Origin of the sequence: Rhizobium sp. BK212, from assembly GCF_014197475.1 — a bacterium.
Lineage (GTDB): Bacteria > Pseudomonadota > Alphaproteobacteria > Rhizobiales > Rhizobiaceae > Rhizobium > Rhizobium anhuiense.
The window spans coordinates 200,036-218,696 of sequence record NZ_JACIFS010000010.1 but is presented as its reverse complement, the minus strand read 5'-3'; the positions used below and the strand labels follow the sequence as shown (position 1 = coordinate 218,696).

Sequence of the window (18,661 nt, the reverse complement as noted above, 5' to 3'; positions counted from 1 at the left end):
GGTCTTTGTTTTACGCATGTCGTTATCGTAAAACCGCTGCACAGTTTTGCGCGACATGCTTTGTCCCCTCCAGCAGCACAGACTGGCCCGGCGTAAGCCGGGCCTCTTTTATTCGGCGATGATCTTGACGCGGTCGCCCGGTGAAACGGCTGCGCCCGTGGGCAGGGCGTTGATGAGCTTGAAGAGATCGAGCTTGCGGTCGGTGCCCATCATACGGGCGGCGAGCGTCGAGATGTTCTCCCCCGGCCGGACGGTGACGACGCGGATGCGCAGCGGCTTCAGCGAGGCTGCCTCTGCCGGCGTCATGCGCCGGAAACTCGCACGCAGGACATTGGCCGTCGGCTCAAGGGCGTCACTGCCTTTCGGCACGGCGGTCAGGAAGCGGAAGATTTGCGAATTGTTGCGGATCACGGTGACATCGAAATCCCAGCGGTCGGCGCTTGCGCGCGCGGTGGCTGCTTCCATGCCGTTGATGGAGATCGGCTGGATGGTCGAGGGGTCGAGACCGGTCACCCAGCCGCTGGAGATATAGTTGGTGAGGCTCTGGTTCTGATTGTCGGCGACGCCGTCGAAGCGGACGGCGATATCGTTCGGGCCGGTGGCCATCACGGCTTCGACCTTGTTGTCGATGTGGAAATCCGGTGGCACGTCGAAGCGGATCCCGAGACCGCCATGCAGGAAGGTCTGGCCGCGCACATAGCCTTCCTCCGGGCTGTCGCCGTAGAGCAGTCCATCTATGCCATCGAGATAATAATCGCGGCCCTTGTCGCCGACGGAACCTTCCTGGCCGAAAGCGCGGGCGTGGGTGCGGGCAAGCTCGATGCGCTGGGCGGAGTTCGGGTGGCTCGACAGGAAGTCGAGGCTCTGGTCGGCTTCGGGATCGACCGACATGAAGCGGCTGTATGCCGCCATCGAATCGAGGAAACGGGCTGCGGCATAGGGATCGTAGCCGGCTTCGCCGAGCATGCGCACGCCGATGACATCGGCCTGCAGCTCCTGTTGGCGGGAGAAGGCGGCGAGCCGCAGCTTGCCGCGGGCCAGCGCCTGCTTGCCTGCGATGTCGCTGGAAAGCACCTCGGCGACGACGCGGCTGGCGATGACCTCAGCCTCTTCGCGCTTCTGCCGCTCGATGCCGTGGTTCGCCGTCACATGGCCCATCTCGTGCGACAGCACGGCGGCGACTTCCGAGGCGTCGTTGGCAAGGGCGAGCAGGCCGCGGGTGACATAGAGATAACCGCCCGGCAGCGCAAAGGCGTTGATCGCCGGCGAATTCAGGATGGTGATGCGGTAGGACTGGCTCGGATTTTCCGACACCGCCGTCAGCGCGCCGGCGATGCGGGCAACGAGGCGTTCGGTCTTGGCATCCTTGTATTCGCCGCCGTAGCTTGCCACGATGCGCGGATGCTCACGGGCGCCCATCGCCGCGCGCGGGTCGTTCTTCTGCACCTCGTCGACGATCTGCGGATTGGAAGAAGGCGAAACACTCGGCTGATAGGATTGGTCGATCAGCGATTGACAGCCATTCAGCGCCATTGCGAGGGCTGAAAGCAGCATCAGGCGACGCGCGAAGCGCCGCGGCGTGGAGATGGCATCACTGGAAAGCGCGGGCGATTTCCACGTCGTCAAGCTGTCCAGTCTGTTTCTCCGCATCATGTCGCTGTTTTGCCGGTTTGCCGCAGATTCAAACCGACCGTGGCAAGGGGAATTCAACAGGTGCGCACCCCTGATCTCGCGCTGCACAATCGGCCTATACAAGTCCTTGCTGTAGCTGATTTACGCATCGGTTGCATAGCGAGACTCTGTTTAAATGTGGCGCCGTTGCATTTTGGCAAGCCTCGGGCATTGAGGCCTCCCTTCGCTCGGATGAAATTATGGCGAAAGTTCCGTCACAGAGCGGAGATTCGTCAACGGCGCGGAAAAAGAACGGGCCGATTGAATTAACCGGCGCGGCCGCGACAGCCATGCGCGAAAAGCGCAACCAGAAATATGTTCTTTGTGAGGGAGCGCCTCTTGGTGAGGCATTTCCGCGGGGCGATTCGACTATTCGGCAGCTTCCGCCGTCGCCGCTTGCGGCTTCTCCGTCTCGCCGGCGCGGGGCAATTGCACTGGCTTCAGCATGATGGCAGCCACAAGGCCGATCAGCGCGATGGCGCAGGAGGTCATGAAGAGCGGCGAGAAAGCGGCAGCATAGATATCGGCCACGGCCTGGCGGCTTGGCTCGGGAAGAGCAGCCATCATCTTGGGCGTCAGTTGCTCGATATCGGCGACGCCGGGAATGGAAATGCCGACCGTGCCGAGCCCAGAGGCAATGATCGCGCCGTAGATCGAGATGGCGATCGAAGCGCCTCCCATGCGCGACAGCGTCACCGAGCCCGTGGCCGCACCGACGTCGCGCGCCGGTGCTGCATTCTGCACGCCGATGATGGGAACCTGCTGGGCAAGGCCGATGCCGATACCGTGCAGCATCATGATCGCGCCGATGAAGGCGATCGGCGTTCCCGCATGGACCTGCGACAATAGCGCAAAGGCGGTGGCGCTGCAGGTGAGGCTTGCGATGGCGAAGGGCTTGTAGCGCCCCGTCCTCGAGATGATGCGGCCTGCCGTCAACGATCCGCAGACGAGGCCGCCGGTCAGGAGGATGAAGAGCAGGCCGGCGGCGGACGGTGAAAGGCCGGTGGTGGTTTGCAGGAAGAGGGCGAGATAATTGACCATGCCGATGGCGATGGCGCCGCCCATGATCGAGATCACCAGGAGCAGGCTGAAGGTCGAATTGCGAAAGAGCTGCAGGGGAACGATCGGCTCCGGCGCGCGGCGCTCCGTGAAAACCCAGATGACGGCACAGATCACACCGAAGGCGACGATGCCGACGCTCTGGGGTGAGATCAATGCGCCGAAGAGTTCGCTGCTGTCGGTGGCAAGCACGATGCTTGTCGTCGTCATGGCAAGCAGGAGCGCACCGGCATAATCGATCTTCGGCCGGCGATGCGGTTTTCGGTACGGCAACATGAAAGCAAGGCCGGCAAGTACGATGAAGCCGATCGGCACATTGACGAGGAAGATCGAGCGCCAGCCGAAGAGATCGCTCATCGTACCGCCGAGCACCGGGCCGATCGCGCCGGATGCCATCAGCACGAGGCTCGAATAGCTTTGATAGCGTGCCCGCTCGCGCGGCTCGAACAGATCGGCGTTGACGGCGAAGATCGACACCATGATGCCGCCGCCGCCAAGGCCCTGAAGCACGCGGGCGGCTATCAGCGTGTCCATCGAGACCGCAAGGCCGCAGACCGCGGAGCCGACGGTGAAGATCGTGATCGCCGTCATCATCACATATTTGCGGCCGAAGAGATCGCCGAGCTTGCCGTAAAGCGGCATGACGGCGCTCAGCGACAGGAGATAGGCCGAACCGATCCAGCCGAAGCGCTCAAGATGGCCGAATTCGCCTACGATCGTCGGCAGCGCCGTGGAAACGATCTGATTATCCAGTGTCGCCATGAACATGGCCGTCATCAGGAAGAAGAACAGGATAAGCCGGCGACGAGGATCCGTCACGAGCGGCGCAGGCGCGAGTTGCATGTCCATGGAGCGTCATTCCGGGTTTGATGGACTTTTATGTGCTAACAGCATATACTTGTCAACAGCACATTATTGACATCAGCATGTTCAAATTCCGCATCGGCTCTGTTATGGTCTCGTCATGAGTGACGTGCTGACCAAGACCATTTCCGCGCAATCCGCCACGCCGAATGAGGAAAACGTGCCTCGTATCGGCCGCAGCATGGCGCGCATGCGATTGATGACCGGTCGGCGGCTGATCGGCCGGCTGGCGATCCAGAGTGCCGCACCGGGCCTTGAACTTTCACATCTCGACGTGCTCGATGCCGTGCGCAGGGCGCAGCCTGCCGGCGAGGTCACGGTCGGCATGATCGCGGAGATGCTGCGCATCGATCCGTCACGGGCAAGCCGCGTGGTGGCCGACATGGTCGGGCGCAACGTCCTGCGCCGCGAGGCCTCGCAGGCCGACGCGCGGCGGATCGTTGTCGTCATGACCGAGGTCGGCCAGGCTCTGCTTGCCGAGATCGTCGCGCAGAAGCTCGCGATCATCTCCGAGATCGTCGCCGACTGGCCGCAGGAAGATATCGATCGCTTCGCGATACTTTTCGAGCGTTTCATCGGCGGTTACGAGGCGGTCTTCCTGTCGCGCGACAAGGATACGCCGGGCTGAGGCGAGGCGCCCCTTCCCCTCGACCCCCCGTTTGCGCTAAGGGCAGTGCCCATGAGCCAATCCACCTTCACCATTCTCCTTGGCGGCGAACTCAGCCTGACGGAGCGCCTGCGCCATGCCATTGGCGACAGCCGCTTCATTGCGGCCGATGGCGGGATGCGGCATGCGGCAGCACTCGGCATTATGCCCGAGCTCTGGGTCGGCGATTTCGATTCGACGCCCGCCGATCTCGAGGATGCATTTCCCGATGTGCCGAAACAGCCTTATCCCGCAGCGAAGGCGGCGACCGATGGCGAAATCGCAGTGTCGGAAGCGATCGCGCGCGGTGCGCGGCGGCTGATTCTGGCCGGTGCGCTCGGCGGCGAACGCTCGGACCATGCGCTTCAGCATCTGCTGTCGGCCGTCAGCCTGGCGGAAGAGGGCTTCGACGTGCTGCTGACCTCGGGCAAGGAAGAGGCCGTGCCGTTGATTGCCGGGACGATCGAACTGGACCTTCCCAAGGGCAGCCTGTTTTCCGTGCCCGGGTTCAGCGAGCTGATCGGGCTTTCCATCGAGAATGCGCGTTATCCGCTGGCCGATTTTCATCTGCCTTTCGGCTCGTCGCGCACCATTTCCAACGTCGCGGAAGGCAAGGTTCGCTTTTCGCTCCGCAGCGGCCAGGCGATCGTGCTCGCCAGGCCCTATGATCTTTCCGGAGTCTGATTTTGGCCCCTCCCATTCTGAAACTCGACGATATCTTCCTGAGCTTCGGTGGTGCACCGCTCCTCGCGGGGGCGGCACTGCAGATCGAGCCTGGTGACAAGATCTGTCTCGTCGGCCGCAACGGCTCGGGAAAATCGACGCTGCTGAAGATCGCCGCCGGCCTGGTCGAGGCACAGTCCGGCGAGGTCTTCCGCCATCCGTCCTCGACGGTGCGTTATCTCGAACAGGCGCCGGATTTTGCCGGCTTCAACACGGTTCAGGCCTATGCCGAGGCCGGTCTCGGGCCGGGCGATGATCCTTACCGCGTCACCTATTTGCTCTCCCATCTCGGGCTGACCGGCGAGGAAGATCCGAAGACCCTTTCCGGCGGCGAATCGCGCCGGGCCGCCCTTGCCCGCGTCCTGGCGCCGGAGCCCGACATTCTCCTGCTCGACGAACCGACCAACCATCTCGACCTTCCCACAATCGAATGGCTGGAAGGCGAGTTGCAGAAGACCCGCAGCGCTTTGGTGCTGATCTCGCACGACCGGCGTTTTCTCGAAAAGGTCTCGACCGCAACCGTCTGGCTCGACCGCGGCACCTCACGCCGGCTCGACAGGGGCTTTGCGCATTTCGAAGCCTGGCGCGACCAGGTGCTGGAGGCCGAGGAACTGGAGCAGCACAAGCTCGGCAAGGCGATCGAGCGCGAGGAGCACTGGTTGCGCTATGGCGTCACGGCGCGACGCAAGCGCAACATGCGCCGCCTCGGTGAACTGCAGACGATGCGCTCGCAATATCGTGGCCACAAAGGGCCACAAGGTAGCGTGCAGGCGACCGTTTCGGACGCGCAGGAATCCGGCAAGCTGGTGATCGAGGCCGACAAGATCACCAAGAGCTTCGGCGACCGGACAATCGTCATGCCCTTCTCGATCCGCGTGCATCGCGGTGACTGCATCGGTCTGGTCGGACCGAACGGCGCCGGCAAGACGACGCTGTTGAAGATGCTGACCGGGCAGCTTTCCCCGGATAGCGGCACGATAAAGCTTGGCACCAATCTGGAGATCGCGACGCTCGACCAGAAGCGCGAGGATCTCGATCCCGAGAATACGCTTGCCAACTACCTGACGGACGGGCGCGGCGAAAACCTGCTCGTCAACGGCGAGCAGCGTCATGTTACCGGCTATATGAAAGAGTTCCTGTTCCAACCGGAACAGGCGCGGACGCCGATCAAAAGCCTCTCCGGCGGCGAGCGCGCCCGGCTGATGCTGGCACGTATCCTCTCGCGTCCGGCGAACCTCCTGATCCTCGACGAGCCGACCAATGATCTCGATATCGAAACGCTCGATCTGCTGCAGGAAATCGTCGCCGGCTTTCCCGGCACCGTCATTCTCGTCAGCCACGACCGCGATTTCCTCGACCGCACCGTGACCTCGACGATCGCGCCTGCCGTGCCGGATGCGCCTGACGGTCGCTGGATCGAATATGCCGGCGGCTATTCCGACATGCTTGCGCAGCGCAAGGGCGCGCTTGAGGAGCGCAAGAGGGCGGAGAAAGCGGCGGAGAAGCCGAAGACGCAAGAGGCAGCGCCGTCCGCAGGAAGTGCCAAGACCAAGCTTTCCTTCAAGCAGAAATTCGCGCTTGACAATCTGCCGAAGGAGATGGCGAAAGCCGAAGCCGAGATCGCCAAGCGCGAACAGGCGATGGCCGATCCCAATCTGTTTACGCGCGATGCCGCGGCCTTCAACCGGCTTGCCGCCGAGATGGAAAAACTGCGCTCCAGCCTGACCAAAATGGAGGAGGAGTGGCTGGAGCTCGAAATGCTGCGCGAAGAGCTGGAAGGCTGAGGCTTCCCAAACGCGCCGGCTCACCTTTCCTTGATTCGCCAGTTGATCGTCGTGCGGCATAGAGTGCCGCCCGGCAGCCGGGGATATTGCCGATCGCAATGGCGACAAGGAAAAGTCATATGTCTCGCAAGCCCAATTCCAAAATTTTCACAACCCTTGCCGCCGGCGGCATTGTCGCGCTTGCCCTATCGCAGGCCGTCGAGGCGCAGGATAGCCAGCGCGTCCGCATTCGCGGCGCCATCGAAAGCCTCAGCGGTGATCAACTCGTTGTCAAGACGCGCGAAGGCAGCGATGCGACGATCACGCTGAAAGCCGGCTGGAAAGTCGGCGGTATCCGGAAAGCCTCGGTCGAGGATATCAAGCCCGGCGATTTCGTCGGCGTTGCCTCGCTTCCGAAGGGCAACGGCCCGGATGGGGCGATCGAAGTGCTGATCTTTCCGGCGTCGATGAAAGGGACCGGCGAGGGGAACCGTCCCTGGGATGCGCAGCCGAACAGCCAGATGACCAACGCGACCGTCAGCAACGCCGTCAAATCCGTCGAAGGCCACACGATCACGCTGACCTATCAGGGCAAGGAAAAGACCATCACGATCGCCGATGCGACACCGATCGTGACACTGGCGCCGGCGACCAAGGATGATTTGAAGACTGGCGCCGGGGTTATCGTCACCGGCGAGAAGGCGGCTGACGGCAGTATCTCGGCCAGCCAGGTGGCTGTCGGCCTCAACGGCATCACGCCGCCGATGTGAGCGGCCGGCTCAAATCTTTATCTTAACGCATTCCGTTATGCCAAAACCGCTCCACACTTTGGGGCGGCACGGATCAAAGCGCCGGCGCGGGCACGGCGGCAGCGCCTGCACTGGCGCTGGCGCCGGTCTGGGCGACAGGCGGTTCCTCGGATCTTGACGGCAGCGCCTGCAGATGCAGCACGCGCGGCTTCAGCACCTCGAGATAGGCTTCGGAACGGCCGATATAGATCATGCCGCTTTCGGGCAGGGTGGTGAGCAGTTTGGCCATGGTTTCCTGCCATTCCGGCTCCATGCCTTCCAGCACCTCGTCGAAAATGATCCAGCGCGGGCGTACGAGCAGCAGGCGGGCGAAGCCGATCGCCTTCTGCTCGTCGCTGTCGAGCAGCTTGTCCCAGCGGGCGCGGGTATCGAGCCTGGCGATCAGCGAATGCAGGCCGGCCTTCTCGAGGGCAGCCTCGACGGCGGCTTTCTCGTAGGCATCAGGACTTTCGGGAAAGGCCAGCGCCTCGCGCAGTGTGCCGCCGGGAACATAGGCGATCTGCGGCACGAACAGCATGTCGTCGACCGGCGGCAGCCCCATCGTGCCGCTGCCGCACGGCCAGAGGCCGGCCATCGCCTGGAACAGCAGCTTACGATTGACGCTGTGATCGCCGTTGATCATGACTTTTTCGCCGGCCTTGATCACGACATTGGTTTCACGCAGGCGGAAACCGCCGCATTCGTCGATGTCTTCGCCGATCGTGGCGACGATCACCACATCCTTCAGTGTCAGCGTATCGGGCGCGGTGCTTTCATAGGCGATGCTGTCCTTCAGGTCGAAGTCCTCGTCCATGTCGAGCAGCGCCTGACGGAAATCGGTGACGCGCATCAGCGTGGCGCGCCATTCGGCGATCGGGCCGAAATTGGCGACGTACCAGCGCAATGCCGTGTTGACCTGATTGAAGGCGCCGACGGACATCATCAGCTGGCCAAGGGTGAGGCCGCCGGAGAAATAGGCGGGGGCGGCGACGATGATCGGGATGACGATCACCAGCCAGCCGTAGCCGGCCGAAACCCAGGTGAGGTTGGTATTGGCCATGGCGAGCCGCTTGACGACCCTCAGTACCGAGCTGATATCGGTGTTGATGCGGCGACGCTCGTTTTCCTCGCCGCGGGCGACGGTGATCGCCGGCATGTTCTCATTGGCATGCATCAGCGTGAAGCGAAGCTCGGCTTCCTTCGAGAACCGGTCGGCATTGAGCTTCACCAGCTTGCGGCCGACGACCTGGCTCAGCACCGAGGCGGAAGCGGCATAGAAGATCGCCGCCCAGACCATGTAGCCCGGAATGGAGAAGCTATGGCCGCTGATGCGGAAGATGAAGCCGCTCGAAAGCTCCCAGAGCACGCCGATGAAGCTCACCAGAAGAATGGTCGACTGCAGCAGGCCGAGAACGAGCCCTGTCGTGCTTTCGGCGAGATTGCGGGAATCCTCGTGCAGGCGCTGGTCCGGATTGACGCCGATCAGGCCACTGGAAGCAAGCCGCAGCGCCCGCTTGCGCTTCAACCACTGGTCGACGAGATCACGCGACAGACCTTCGCGCATATAGAGCGCGGTCATCTGGTTCAGCCACGCCTGCAGCACGTTGAGCAGCAGCAGCGTGCCGGCGATCATCGCGAAGATTTCAAGCTGGTGGAAGAATTCGCCGAGGTCGCGGCGCTCCAGCGAGTCGTAGAACGGAGCATTCCATTCATTGAGGATGACCTGGCCGTAGGACGTCGCCAAGATGACGAGAATCAGCACGGTCGCCAGAAACAGCACCTTGCCACGCACTTCCGAATTCCAGAATGCTGAGAACATCACCCCGAGGCGATATGTCAGGCTGAGATCATACCCTACCCTATCCTGCCTCCGGATTCCCGGCCTCCTCTCGATCTTATCTGCCATTACACTTTTCCACACCGCCCATGCCCCCATTATTAACATGGTGGCGTTACCGGTCTATCAACAGATTCTATCAGTCATTAAAGTGTGATGATGCTTGCATGGGCCGTGCCTGCATGCTTTCGCCATTGATTCGCGGTCCGACTGCGGCTAATTAAAGTGCTCCGTGGTGATTTGGCCGGCCGGCTTGCAGCCACGTTAAAAAAGTCGCTAAAGGGCCGCGTGCGGACCGGTAGCGATTTTTTTCGCCGCCGGTTTTTTGTTTTTGATCGAGTGACCGCAATGCCCATCAAGATCCCCGATACGTTGCCCGCCTTCGAAACCCTGGTTCAGGAAGGTGTGCGGGTGATGACCGAGACGATGGCGATCCGTCAGGATATCCGTCCGTTGCAGATCGGGCTGCTCAACCTCATGCCGAACAAGATCAAGACCGAGCTGCAAATGGCCCGCCTCGTCGGCGCCTCGCCGCTGCAGGTGGAGCTGTCGCTGATCCGCATCGGCGGCCACAAGGCGAAGAATACCTCCGAAGACCATCTGCTTTCCTTCTACCAGACCTGGGAAGAGGTGAAGCAGCGCAAGTTCGACGGCTTCATCATCACCGGGGCGCCGATCGAGCTTTTGCCCTATGAGGACGTCACCTATTGGGCGGAAATGCAGCAGATCCTCGACTGGACGGAAACGAATGTCCATTCGACGATGAACGTCTGCTGGGGCGCGATGGCTGCGATCTATCATTTCCACGGCGTTCCGAAATACGAGTTGAAGGAGAAGGCCTTCGGGGTTTATCGCCACCGGAACCTGAAGCCTTCCTCCATCTATCTCAACGGCTTTTCCGACAATTTCGAAGTGCCGGTGTCGCGCTGGACCGAAGTGCGCCGCGCCGATATCGAGAAATCCGAAGACCTGGAGATCCTGATGGAATCAGCCGAGATGGGCGTGTGCCTCGTGCACGAGAAGAAGGGCCGGCGGCTCTACATGTTCAACCATGTCGAATATGATTCCACCTCGCTCTCCGACGAGTATTTCCGTGACGTCGATGCCGGCGTGCCGATCAAGATGCCGCACAACTACTTCCCGCATAACGATCCGGCGCTTGCGCCGCAGAATCGCTGGCGCAGCCATGCGCATTTGCTGTTCGGCAACTGGATCAACGAAATCTACCAGACGACGCCCTATGACGTGGAAGAGATCGGCATGGACCTCTGAGGGCACCATCGCGCCTTGAGCCGATGCCGCATCGCTGCTGCGGCATTTCTTTCTACTCCGCCCGGTTGCGGTTTGGAACAAATGCGGGCAGGTTCCGGTCCGGAACACCACAGCGCCCGCGCGTCTTTGTCAGCCGTGCAAGGACGCTGCAACAGTTTGAATCGCTGAAATTCCTAAATCGATTTCGATGAGGAATAGGCAGCCGGGATAGAATGGACGGTCGATGATGTCGGATAAGTTGAAGCGGGATGTTTTCGGGCAGACGAAGGCGGGCGAGACCGTCTATCGCGTCGAGATCAAGGGCGGTGGGCTGACGGCCAAGATTATGACCTGGGGTGCGGTCATCCAGGATCTGCGCCTTGAGGGACATGACGCTCCGCTGCAGCTCGGCTTTGACGACTTCGACAGCTATCCCCTTTATTCGGCCTACTTCGGCGCGACCCCCGGCCGCTGCGCCAACCGTGTCGGCGGCGGCAAATTCACGCTTGACGAAAAGGACCATCAGCTCGAGCTGAACGAAAATGGCGTGACGCATCTGCATGGCGGCAGCGACAATATCGCCAAACGCAACTGGACGATCGTCGAGCATGACGTCGACCGCGTGGTGCTGAAGATCGTCGATCCCGATGGCCGTGCGGGCTATCCCGGCAATTGCACCATCCAGGCGACTTTCCGGGTGCATGGCAATGGCGAACTGTCGATCACCTACGAATCGACCAGCGACCAGCCGACGCTCGCCAATGTCTGCCAGCACGCCTATTTCAATCTCGACGGTCGCGAAGATGCGCTTGGCCACGACATCATGATTGCCGCCGATCACTATCTGCCGACCGATGAGAAGCAGGTGCCGACCGGGGAGATCCGTTCCGTCGACGGCACGGAATTCGATTTCCGCGAGATGGCGCCGATGAAGCGTTTCGTCGGCAGCGAACAAGTGTTGTACGATCATAATTTCTGCCTGTCCGCCGAGCGCACCGCCAAGCGGAGCGTCGCGCTTGCCCGCAGCCTCTATTCCGGGGTGTCGCTGGAAGTGCGCAGCACTGAGCCGGGCGTGCAGTTCTATGCCGGCTTCAAGCTTAATACCGAGGCGCTCGGCATCGGCGGGCGCAAATATGGTCCATTCGCCGGGTTCTGCCTGGAGACGCAGGTCTGGCCGGATGCCATCAATCACCAAGGTTTTCCGAATGCCGTCCTGCGTCCCGGCGAGGTGCTTCGCCAGGAGACGGATTATATCTTCACCAAGAACTGAGTTTCTGCGCACGCACGGCTGTCAAATTTGATTGCTATGAAACCCTTGCCGGTCCACCGGTGAGGGTTTTTTCTTTCCATGCTCGATTCCGTCTTGCCGATTGGTTCTAGATAGGTTCTATTGTGCGCCCATGGATAGAACCAGTCTGATAGCGGAACTGAAGAACCGCGGCCTGCGTGACGAGGCGCTGACCGGGCCACTCTACAAGCGGCTGGCGCAGACGCTGACCGGTCTCATTCAGGAAGGATTGCTGAAGCCGGGCACTGCGCTGCCGGGCGAGCGCGACCTTGCCGAGGCACTGAAGCTCGGACGCGTCACCGTGCGTACCGCCTATCGCGATCTGATGGCTTCAGGGGCGCTGGAATCGCGCCACGGAAGCGGTACTTTCGTCTCGAGCAGAGTGGAACGCATGGAGCAGTCGCTCTGGCGGCTTTCCTCCTTCTCCGCCGACATGCGCTCGCGCGGGCGTCTGCCGGCTGCGCGGGTATTGTCGCGGGCGGTCAATACGCCGTCGCCGGAGGAATCCTTCCTGCTCGGCCTCGGCGGCGACGAGCCGGTGCTGAGACTCGACCGCTTGCGCCTTGCCGATGGCCTGCCGCTGGCGATTGAACGCGCCGTGGTGCCGATCAAGTTCCTTGGGCACGATGCCGGTGGCGAGGGATCGCTCTACGATGCGCTGACGGCCAGCGGCCACAGGCCCGTGCGCGCGCTGCAGCGGCTCACTGCGGTTACGCTCGACCCGTCTTCTGCGGCGATCCTGAACGTCAAATCAGGCGCGCCGGCGCTTCTGATCGAACGTGTCTCGCGCCTGGAAGACCAGCGCGTCGTTGAATACACCCGCTCGCATTATCGCGGCGATGCCTATGATTTTGTTGCCGAATTGAGAATTGGAGATGACCTATGAGTGAGAACCAGTCGCTGATGCTGCAGGAAGCCGGCCAGTCGCCAGAGGTGGTGGCCACGCTTCTCGAAAAGGAAAAGCCGGTCTTTGCCGAGATCGCCCGGCTGTTTTCGTCCGCCCGCCCGAGCGTGGTGACCACGGCGGCGCGCGGCTCCTCCGACCATGCCGCCACCTTCTTCAAGTATCTCTTCGAGATCACCTGCGGCGTTCCGGTCGCCTCAGTCGGTCCGTCAATCGCTTCCGTCTATGGTGCCGCGCTGCATCTGAAGGGCGGCGTCCATTTCACCGTCTCGCAGTCGGGCGCCAGCCCCGATATCGTTGCGCTGCAGGATGCGGCGAAGAAGGGCGGAGCGACGACGATCGCCGTCGTCAACGTCACCGACAGCCCGCTTGCGAAACAGGCCGATATCGTTCTCGGCCTCAACGCCGGTGCTGAAAAGAGCGTCGCGGCGACGAAATCCTTCATTGCCTCGGTCGCCGCCCTTTCCGGGGTGACGGCTGCGATCGGCGGCGCATCCGATCTGCAGACTGCGCTCGACAAGCTGCCGGAGGCGCTGTCGGCAACTGCCGGGATCGACACGGCGGCGGCCGAGGAGGTGCTCTTCAACGCAACCTCGCTCTATACGGCCGGCCGCGGCCCAGCTTTCGCGATCGCGCTCGAAGCGGCGCTGAAGGCTAAGGAGACCTCCGGCTTGCATGCCGAGGCCTTCTCGCTGGCGGAACTGATGCATGGTCCGATGCGCCTGGTGCAACCGGGCTTTCCGATTGTCGCCTTTGCGCCCGACGATGCCGCCTTCGCCAACAACGTCCAGGCACTGGAGCGCCTGCAGAAGCTCGGCGCCACCACCGTCGGCTTCTCGGCGCAGCCGCTGTCCGGCGTCCATCTGCGCGTGCCGGCCACGGGCAGCGGCCTCGTCGATCCGCTGGTGTCGCTGCTCGTCTATTACCGGCTGATCGAGTCGGTGACGCGCCGCAAGGGCTTTGATCCCGACAGACCGGCAAACCTGCTCAAGGTGACGGAGACGGTCTGATGGCCCGCAAGATCTTCCTTGGCGCCCGCATCTTCGACGGCGAACGCTTCCATGACGACAAGGCGCTCATCACTGCCGGCGGCCGAGTCGAAGCGATCGTCGCAAGAAACGATCTGCCGGACGGCGAGGTCGTGACGCTTGCGGGCGGGGTTCTGTCGGCCGGTTTCATCGATGCGCAGGTCAATGGCGGCGGCGGGCGAATGCTGAACGACGAGCCTTCCGCCGCTTCGATGGACATCATCGCCGGAGGACACCGGCCCTATGGCACGACGTCGCTGCTGCCGACGCTGATCACCGATACATCGGAAGCCTCCATTGCCGCGATCGAGGCGGCCAAGGAGGCGGTCAAGGCGAGCCGCGGCGTCGCTGGCCTGCATCTCGAAGGCCCGCATCTGGCGCCGGCGAGAAAAGGCGCGCATCTGGCCGAGCTGATGCGGCCGGTGGAGGAACGTGACGTCAAGATCTTCATCCGAGCACGCGAGGAGATCGGCACGCTGCTCGTCACCATGGCGGCCGAGCAGGTGACGGTTGCCCAGGTGCGCGAGCTTGCGGAAGCCGGCGTCACGGTCAGCATCGGGCATTCCGATTGTTCGAGCGAGGCGGCGGAAGAACGCTTCGATGCCGGCGCACGCGGCGTCACGCATCTCTTCAACGCCATGAGCCAGCTGGGACACCGCACACCCGGCCTCGTCGGCGCGGCAATCGATCATCCCTCGACCTGGTGCGGCATCATCGCCGATGGCCATCACGTCGATCCGAAGGCCTTGCGCACGGCCCTGCGCGCCAAGCGCGGCGAAGGCAAGCTGTTCTTCGTCACCGACGCGATGTCGCTCGTCGGCTCGGAGAAAGACTCGTTCACGCTGAACGGGCGCACCGTCCGGCGAGAAAGGGGTGGCTTCTGCTCGAAGCTGGTGCTTTCCGACGGCACGCTCGCCGGTTCCGACGTCGATATGATCTCGACGATCCGGTACGGCGTCACCTATCTCGACCTGACGCTCGCCGAGGCCCTGCGCATGGCGACCCTTTATCCCGCCCGCTTCCTCAGGCTTGCCGATCGCGGTCATCTCTCGCCGGGCATGCGCGCCGATCTCGTGCATCTCACCGATGCGCTTGCCGTCACCGCTACCTGGCTCGGCGGCGAAGCGGCCTGAAATCAAGGAGACGTGGGATGACCGACATTACCGATGCCTATTTCGCCAACCTCATCGGCCGGCTGGAAGAGCTGAAGCAGGCGCTTGCCGAGCCGATGGCGCAGGCCGCGGCCGTCATCCTCGATGCTGCCCACGGCGACAAGCGCGTCTATGTTTTCGGCACCGGCCATTCGCATATGCTGGCGGAAGAGGTGCACTATCGTGCCGGCGGGCTCGCCTTCACCGTGCCGGTGCTCGTCGGCTCGGCCATGCTGCATGAGGGTGCGGTCATCAGTTCGGTCTATGAGCGCACGCAGGGCCTGGTGCGGCCGATGCTGGAGCGCTACGGCATGCAGCCGGGCGATGTCATCATCATCGCTTCCAATTCGGGCGTGAACGCCGCGCCGATCGAGGCGGCCGACTATGCGCGCGAAATCGGCGCAAAGGTGATTGCCATTACGTCGATCGCCTATTCCTCAGCGATCGCCAACGGTCGCCGGCGGCTCGCCGACGTGGCCGATGTGGTGCTCGACAACGGGCTGCCACCGGGTGATGCCGTTGTCGATCTCGAAGGCACGGGGCTTCGGGTTGGGCCAGTCTCGACGGCGGTCGGGGTAACGGTGATCAATGCGATCTTCGCCGAAGTCGCCTCGCAGCTTTCGAAATCCGGCGATGCGCCAATTTATCTCAGCGCCAACATGCCGGGTGCGGCCGAGATCAACCAGAAGCTCGTCAAGAAATACCGGCCGCGCAACCCGCATCTCTAGAGCATGATGCCGAAAAGTGTGAGCGATTTTCGGACAACATCATGCTGCAAAGAAGGCGGATACAAAAAGGCCGGCATAAGCCGGCCTCTTCAAGAGTTGTAACTCAGGATCAATCCTTGGCGCGTTCGACGTAGGAATTGTCTTCCGTGGCGATGACGACGCGGGTGCCGGCATTGATGTGCGGCGGCACCATGGTGCGCACGCCGTTCGACAGCATGGCCGGCTTGTAGGAGGAAGACGCCGTCTGGCCCTTGACGACCGGTTCCGTCTCGGTGATTTCGAGCGTGACGTGACGCGGCATCTGGATCGCCAGCGCAATGCCTTCATGCATTGAGAGAACGCAGGTCATGCCTTCCTGCAGATAAGCCTTGTCGTCACCCATCGTCTCGACATCGACGACGACCTGATCGTAGTTGCCAGGGTTCATGAAGTGAAAGCCTTCGCCGTCCTCGTAGAGGAACTGATGGTTCACGTCTTCGACGAAGGCGCGCTCGACCTGTTCGGTGGTGCGCCAACGCTCGGAAACCTTCACGCCGTCGACGATGCGGCGCATGTCGACCTGGGTGACCGGCGTGCCTTTGCCCGGATGAAAGTTCTGGGCGGTGAGGACGACGTAGAGCTTGCCGTCGACGTCGAGAACGTTGCCCTTGCGGACCGAAGAGGCGATGACCTTGACCATAAGACTTCCTTGTAACTCGGCTTTCGGCGTCGTAGAGGACTGTCGAGACGCCCCGAAGACGCAAATGTTTTTCTTTGGGGGCGCAACTAACCTAAAATCCGGGAAATAGCCACCCCATACCGGCTTCTCCGGCGAAGAAAGCTTGGAATGAACTCTTCGGCCAAAGCGTCCCCCTGGTGGACCTCGTCCGTACATGCCGATCGCCGTCCGTTCCTGATCGGGCGCAATGCGATCCAGGCGGCGTTGCGCGGGTTTTTCGCGCGCGAGGATTTCATCGAGGTGGATACGGCGGTGCTGCAGGTCTCTCCCGGCAATGAGGCGCATCTGCATGCCTTCGCGACGGAAGCGCTGACGACGGACGGGCAAAGGGCGCCATTTTACCTGCACACCTCGCCGGAATTCGCCTGCAAGAAGCTGCTTGCGGCGGGCGAGGAACGGATCTCATGTTTTGCCCATGTCTATCGCAATCGCGAGCGCGGGCCGCTGCATCACCCCGAATTCACCATGCTCGAATGGTATCGGGCCGGCGAAAGCTATGAGAGCCTGATGATGGATTGCGTGCGGATCCTGGCGCTGGCGGCAGAAACGGTAAAGGCGGGGACGCTTGCCTATCGCGGCGCCGAGAGCGATCCCTTCGCCGGGCCGGAGCGGCTCAGCGTTGCCGAAGCCTTCGAGCGGCATGCCGGCATCGATCTTCTTGCCTCGGTCGCCGCCGATGGTTCGACCGATCGCAACCATCTGGCAGCCGAACTCAGGCGCGTCGGCATGCGGGTTGCCGATGACGACGGCTGGGCCGATCTCTTCAGCCGGGTGCTGGTCGAGAAGATCGAACCGCATCTCGGCTTCGGCCGCATCACCATCCTCGACGAATATCCGGTCTCGGAGGCGGCACTTGCGCGTCCCTCGGCACGCGACCCCAGGGTCGCCGAGCGTTTCGAGCTCTATGCCTGCGGCGTCGAGCTTGCGAACGGCTTCGGCGAGCTCACCAACGCTGCCGAACAGCGGCGACGGTTCGAGATCGAGATGGCCGAGAAGGCGCGGGTCTACGGCGAGACCTATCCGATCGACGAGGATTTCCTCGCCGCGCTGGCGCTGATGCCTGAGGCAAGCGGCATCGCGCTCGGTTTCGACCGGCTGGTGATGCTGGCAACGGGAGCATCGCGCATCGACCAGGTGCTCTGGGCGCCGGTTGCGGAGTATGGAAGATGAATGTCGTCAAACCGATCAAGAGCGTCGACGATCTTGTGAAGGCAGGGCTCGCCGCGTCTGCCGATCGTGCAACGCTCGAAGAGGTTGCCGCGCGCTATGCGATCGCGCTGACGCCGGTGATCAGCAGGCTCATCGACCGCACCGATCCCGATGATCCGATCGCCCGGCAGTTCGTGCCCGATAGCGCCGAACTCACGATCGCCAGCGAGGAACGCGCCGATCCGATCGGCGATCATGCCCACAGCCCCGTCGAAGGCATCGTTCACCGCTATCCCGATCGCGTGTTGCTGAAGGCCGTGCATGTCTGCCCGGTCTATTGCCGCTTCTGCTTCCGGCGCGAAATGGTCGGACCGCAGGGCCTCGGCACGCTCGATGCCACGGCGATGCAGGCCGCTTTCGACTATATCCGAGGTCATGAGGAGATCTGGGAGGTCATCCTCACCGGCGGCGATCCGCTGGTGCTTTCTCCGCGCCGTCTCCACGACATCATGGAGACGCTTGCCGGGATCGCCCATGTGAAGATCGTGCGTTTCCACACGCGTGTTCCGGTCGTCGATCCGGAGAGGATCGATGCGGCGCTGGTCGCCGCGCTGAAAGCAAGCGGCAAGACGGTCTATGTGGCGCTGCACGCCAACCATGTCAGGGAACTGACGATGGAAGCGCGCGCAGCCTGCGCCCGCCTTGTCGATGCCGGCATCGCCATGCTCAGCCAGTCGGTGCTGCTCAAGGGCGTCAACGACGATCCCGACGTGCTTGCGGCGCTGATGAAGGCCTTCGTCGAAATCCGCGTCAAACCCTATTACCTGCATCATCCGGATCTGGCGCCCGGCACCGGTCATTTCAGAGTGACGATCGAGGAGGGGCAGAAGATCGTCGCGGCGTTGCGCGGGCGGATTTCCGGTCTCTGCCAGCCGACTTACATTCTCGATATTCCAGGCGGTCACGGCAAGGCCGTCATCAGTGGGAGCGCTATCCGGGCGACAGGCGACGGATGTTATTCCATCACCGATTATCGCGGCGGCGAGCATTCCTATCCGCCGGCCGATTGAGACAAAAAGCGGCGCGTTTGCGT

The 18,661-nt window shown here is 62.4% G+C and carries 16 protein-coding genes and 1 riboswitch; of the genes, 12 read left to right on the top strand and 4 right to left on the bottom strand.

Translation table 11 applies throughout. The features are described 5' to 3' along the window. Window positions 1-108 precede the first annotated feature (108 nt). On the bottom strand, window positions 109-1,653 hold the full coding sequence (locus tag FHT79_RS26915; protein ID WP_028758625.1) for a M48 family metalloprotease: 1,545 nt from the start codon (window positions 1,651-1,653) through the stop codon (window positions 109-111). 387 nt (window positions 1,654-2,040) lie between these two features. Beyond that, window positions 2,041-3,579, bottom strand: coding sequence for an MDR family MFS transporter (locus FHT79_RS26910; protein ID WP_028758626.1), 1,539 nt, complete (start codon window positions 3,577-3,579; stop codon window positions 2,041-2,043). Window positions 3,580-3,694: 115 nt separating this feature from the next. On the opposite strand from FHT79_RS26910, the gene FHT79_RS26905 reads away from it, so the two are divergent. The 4 genes from FHT79_RS26905 (at window position 3,695) to FHT79_RS26890 (ending at window position 7,496) form a co-directional block, all read left to right on the top strand. Further along, window positions 3,695-4,222, top strand: coding sequence for a MarR family winged helix-turn-helix transcriptional regulator (locus tag FHT79_RS26905; protein ID WP_028756521.1), 528 nt, complete (start codon window positions 3,695-3,697; stop codon window positions 4,220-4,222). A gap of 51 nt (window positions 4,223-4,273) precedes the next feature. Further along, complete coding sequence (locus FHT79_RS26900) at window positions 4,274-4,924, top strand: thiamine diphosphokinase (protein WP_028756520.1); 651 nt, start codon at window positions 4,274-4,276, stop codon at window positions 4,922-4,924. Window positions 4,925-4,926: 2 nt separating this feature from the next. After that, window positions 4,927-6,747 (top strand): ABC-F family ATP-binding cassette domain-containing protein, encoded by a 1,821-nt coding sequence (locus FHT79_RS26895; RefSeq protein WP_028756519.1) that lies wholly within the window; start codon window positions 4,927-4,929, stop codon window positions 6,745-6,747. A 119-nt stretch (window positions 6,748-6,866) separates the two neighbouring features. After that, window positions 6,867-7,496, top strand: coding sequence for a DUF5666 domain-containing protein (locus FHT79_RS26890; RefSeq protein WP_028758627.1), 630 nt, complete (start codon window positions 6,867-6,869; stop codon window positions 7,494-7,496). 73 nt (window positions 7,497-7,569) lie between these two features. Here FHT79_RS26890 and FHT79_RS26885 read toward each other — a convergent pair whose 3' ends face one another. Beyond that, entirely contained in the window at window positions 7,570-9,459 is a 1,890-nt protein-coding gene (locus tag FHT79_RS26885) for an ABC transporter ATP-binding protein/permease (protein ID WP_028758628.1), read from the bottom strand. A 114-nt stretch (window positions 9,460-9,573) separates the two neighbouring features. After that, a riboswitch (SAM riboswitch) is annotated at window positions 9,574-9,651 on the top strand. A gap of 48 nt (window positions 9,652-9,699) precedes the next feature. Between FHT79_RS26885 and metA the strand changes: the two genes are divergently transcribed. The 6 genes from metA (at window position 9,700) to FHT79_RS26855 (ending at window position 15,701) form a co-directional block, all read left to right on the top strand. Further along, a complete protein-coding gene (gene metA / locus FHT79_RS26880) occupies window positions 9,700-10,623 on the top strand; it encodes a homoserine O-succinyltransferase (protein ID WP_028759058.1) in 924 nt (307 codons plus the stop codon). A gap of 226 nt (window positions 10,624-10,849) precedes the next feature. Beyond that, on the top strand, window positions 10,850-11,872 hold the full coding sequence (locus FHT79_RS26875) for an aldose epimerase family protein (RefSeq protein WP_028759059.1): 1,023 nt from the start codon (window positions 10,850-10,852) through the stop codon (window positions 11,870-11,872). Window positions 11,873-12,002: 130 nt separating this feature from the next. Beyond that, window positions 12,003-12,776, top strand: a complete 774-nt coding sequence (locus FHT79_RS26870) for a GntR family transcriptional regulator (protein ID WP_028759060.1) — start codon at window positions 12,003-12,005, stop codon at window positions 12,774-12,776. Then, window positions 12,773-13,804, top strand: coding sequence for an SIS domain-containing protein (locus FHT79_RS26865; RefSeq protein WP_028827997.1), 1,032 nt, complete (start codon window positions 12,773-12,775; stop codon window positions 13,802-13,804). The genes FHT79_RS26870 and FHT79_RS26865 overlap by 4 nt, the downstream gene beginning before the upstream one ends. Further along, complete coding sequence (gene nagA, locus FHT79_RS26860; protein WP_028758991.1) at window positions 13,804-14,955, top strand: N-acetylglucosamine-6-phosphate deacetylase; 1,152 nt, start codon at window positions 13,804-13,806, stop codon at window positions 14,953-14,955. Before FHT79_RS26865 ends, nagA begins: the two co-directional genes overlap by 1 nt. Before the next feature lie 17 nt (window positions 14,956-14,972). Then, complete coding sequence (locus FHT79_RS26855) at window positions 14,973-15,701, top strand: SIS domain-containing protein (protein ID WP_028758990.1); 729 nt, start codon at window positions 14,973-14,975, stop codon at window positions 15,699-15,701. Window positions 15,702-15,810: 109 nt separating this feature from the next. Here the strand turns inward: FHT79_RS26855 and efp are convergent, their stop codons facing one another. Beyond that, the gene (efp, locus tag FHT79_RS26850; protein WP_028758989.1) at window positions 15,811-16,380 is read right to left on the bottom strand and encodes an elongation factor P; all 570 of its coding nucleotides are present in this window, start codon (window positions 16,378-16,380) and stop codon (window positions 15,811-15,813) included. 147 nt (window positions 16,381-16,527) lie between these two features. On the opposite strand from efp, the gene epmA reads away from it, so the two are divergent. Next, window positions 16,528-17,589 (top strand): EF-P lysine aminoacylase EpmA, encoded by a 1,062-nt coding sequence (gene epmA, locus FHT79_RS26845; RefSeq protein WP_028758988.1) that lies wholly within the window; start codon window positions 16,528-16,530, stop codon window positions 17,587-17,589. After that, window positions 17,586-18,638, top strand: coding sequence for a lysine-2,3-aminomutase-like protein (locus FHT79_RS26840; RefSeq protein ID WP_028758987.1), 1,053 nt, complete (start codon window positions 17,586-17,588; stop codon window positions 18,636-18,638). The genes epmA and FHT79_RS26840 overlap by 4 nt, the downstream gene beginning before the upstream one ends. Window positions 18,639-18,661 lie beyond the last annotated feature (23 nt).